Genomic DNA, 3,072 nt, shown 5'->3' with positions numbered 1-3,072 from the left:
GAACAAGCCGAGATTTCGGCTTGTTTTCTTCTTATCTTGATACATATTGTGATGATTAAAAGAGAGACAATAAATCTTTTAATCTTTATCTATAGATAAATTTAACAATTGTAGTAAAATACCAATAATAGTAATTCCTAAAGCGCTATATATCAGTATATTTGTACTATTAACATTAAACAGAATGATACCTCCAATGCTTGATCCAATAGCACTTCCTAAATAATTAATAGAACTATTTAAAGCAACAGCAGGACCTCCATGTTTAGGATGACTTTTTAATAGTATATGTTGTTGTGGCGCTTGTGTAGCCCATCCCATAGATCCCCATAGAATAAAGGGTAGTAAGCCTAATAGAGGTGATTTGATAGAGATAGGAATTAAAACAAAACTTAATGCTAATAAAATTAAAATAATCAACATAACAAATCTTGTGTTTTTAAATTTATCTATAATAAATCCTATACTAAAACTTCCTATTAATCCGCCTATTCCCCACGCTGTAAGGTAATAAGTTAAATTTTTTGTATCTGTATTTGTTTTAATAATATCGGCTAAATAAGTATACAAACCTAAACTAGCAATAGCAGCACATAATGTGACTGAAATAACTCTTAGGACGTGACTGTTTAGGAATAATTTAAAACGAGCTTTTAAGTTTGGAGGAGCTTGTATTTTAAATTTAGGCATTAATATAGAAATACTTATTAATGCAATAAAACTAATGACAATAATAACCAACATTGCAAATCGCCAATTAGAAATGTTGGCAATTTCTAGTCCGAGAGGAACTCCTATAACAGTTCCTACACTCATTCCGCCTACTGTAAAAGCGATTGCTTTTCCTTTATGTTTTTCGGAGACTAAATGATTGCTTGCACTTATTGCAATTGGTGAGAATACGCCAGCTCCTAAACCAGCGATTGCTCTTGATACGATATATAGCATGTAGTTCATAGATATTGCGGTTATAATATTGGCTAAAGTAAATACACTGATTGCTATTATTAGTATTTTTTTAACTGGGGATTTAGCTAATATTGTTGAAAAAATGGGGGCAGAGATAGAGAAAAACAATGTAAAAACTGTTACTCCTTGCCCAATAGCAGAGCTACTTTTATTAAAACTTTTACTTATTGAAGGTATTAATCCTGCTACTATATAAGCATCCATACCTAAGGCAAACATACCTAAAGTTAAAATCCATATTTTTTTCATTATTATCTCATCCTATCAGTCAATTTTGATTCATTAAGAGATTAGTTGCCTATTTTTGGGAACAATATAAGAATAAACCTTTACTTGAAATATATGAATAAGTAATGTGTTAATATAGGTATAAACAAATAGTTAATACCATGGGGGATTTTATGAATTTTAATTATATGAAGGACTTCATTAAAGTTGTCGAGTACAATAGCTTAAATAAAGCTTCTAGAGAATTGAATATAAGTACACCAGCCTTAAGTAAAAGAATTAGAAGTATTGAAGGTTATTTTGATTGTCAGTTATTTTATAGAACTTCTAAGGGTATTTTTTTAACTCAAAAAGGAAATGCTGTTTATCATTCGTTTTTAAAAATAAATGAGCAATTTGAAGAATTAAAAAGTAAAATAAGTGAGTCTAAAGATAAAAGAATTAAATTAGGAGTCATACCTAGCTTTTCTTTATATAAACTACATGAAAAGAATTATATTAATGAAAGTGTCGTTTTAGTCATTGAAAATAGTACTTCAATTTTACTTGAAGAAATTTATAAAGATAATATAGATGTTGTTATTGGTGATATTACACATTTAAAAAATAACTCGCTCTATAAACAAGAAATTTACACTGAGGACTTTATTGTGGCTTATGGTGATGAAAATAAGTTTAAAAACACTAAGCAAGTAAGTATAAAATCTTTAAAAAATGAGAATATTTATATACAAACACCGCCATGTGATACATATGATCTTCTTAAAAATTATTCCTTGAAAGATAAGTTACATATTGATTATGTTGATTATTATGAAACTATATTAGCTAATGTCAAAGCAAATAAAGGTATTACTTTGACTCCCCAATCTTTGACTACAAGACTTGAAAGTATGAACTTATATCAAAAAAAATTACAAAATTATAAAAGAGTTGTAGGTGTAGTATCACGTGATAAAGATAAGATGAATAAAATTATTGATATAATTCAGTAAATGAATAGAGTATACAATTCAACTCCCCATAACTCTTTATTATGTTAACTAAACGAAAAGGCACAAACACCGTCATATCGGTGTTTGTGCCTTTTCGTTTGAACTATGAGTGGCTAAAAGCTAGCCACTCATAGTTCAAAACCATAAAACCTAGCAACCAAAAATGGTGGTTGCAACATGTTCAATTAATTTTATAATCTGCTCGCTTTTTAGCTCACAGTATAAAATTAAATTCACTCAAAACCGAAAATCAGAAAGCCAAAAATCAATCTGCTTTTGCAATTGTTTTTCGTTTTCTTTCAAAGCCAATTTCATTAAGTTCGTTAAATCAATTGGAGATATTTCTTGAAGTAGTTGTTTGTATTTGCGACGGGAGTTTCTATGTAATTCTCCCCAAGCACTTTCCTCGTGAAGTAATAAATACACCATTGCTTGTTCTCTTACACTTTCTAAAGTAGCCCATGCTGGATTTAAAATATGCAAATCATCAAAGCAATTATTCCAGTAATCAACCATGTTACGTTTTAATTCAATTTCTACACGCCATAAATGTTCAGAATCTATTTCTATATCTGCATTATCCTTACGTTCCTTTTTCTTGTTGTAAATTCTAATAAACCGTTCACTATCACGTACACCAAAATATTTAGTTTCTGGCTTTCCGTCAATTCCGTAAAATACAGTTTTCTTTAAAGCTTTATCTGACATTGCGTAATAGTCACTTAAATCATCTTCAAAATCAAAAGCCAAATCTAATCTTGTAAAACCGTCATCTTCCATAAGATTTATGGTTCTGTTGCAAAGTTGAATTTATAGTATAATTTTAACAAAAAGGAGTCTTCTGTATGAACTATTTCAGATATGGTTCTGTTGCAAAGTT

General features: G+C 29.3%; 2 protein-coding genes and 1 pseudogene. 1 reads left to right on the top strand and 2 read right to left on the bottom strand.

The features are described from left to right. Positions 1-78: 78 nt before the first annotated feature. Positions 79-1,218 carry an MFS transporter gene (locus A33S_RS0106375; RefSeq protein ID WP_017176650.1) on the bottom strand — a complete coding sequence of 380 codons (1,140 nt, stop codon included), beginning with the start codon at positions 1,216-1,218 and terminating at the stop codon, positions 79-81. Between the two features lie 152 nt (positions 1,219-1,370). Between A33S_RS0106375 and A33S_RS0106370 the strand changes: the two genes are divergently transcribed. Beyond that, complete coding sequence (locus tag A33S_RS0106370; RefSeq protein ID WP_017176649.1) at positions 1,371-2,192, top strand: LysR family transcriptional regulator; 822 nt, start codon at positions 1,371-1,373, stop codon at positions 2,190-2,192. 237 nt (positions 2,193-2,429) lie between these two features. Here the strand turns inward: A33S_RS0106370 and A33S_RS11670 are convergent. Then, positions 2,430-2,981: pseudogene (locus A33S_RS11670) on the bottom strand (replication initiation factor domain-containing protein); the annotation flags it as partial. Positions 2,982-3,072: the final 91 nt, after the last annotated feature.

Origin of the sequence: Staphylococcus massiliensis CCUG 55927 (assembly GCF_000298075.1) — a bacterium.
GTDB classification, from domain to species: Bacteria; Bacillota; Bacilli; order Staphylococcales; family Staphylococcaceae; genus Staphylococcus; species Staphylococcus massiliensis.
Note: the sequence above shows the minus strand (reverse complement) of the source record. Positions and strands in the feature narration are given on the sequence as shown.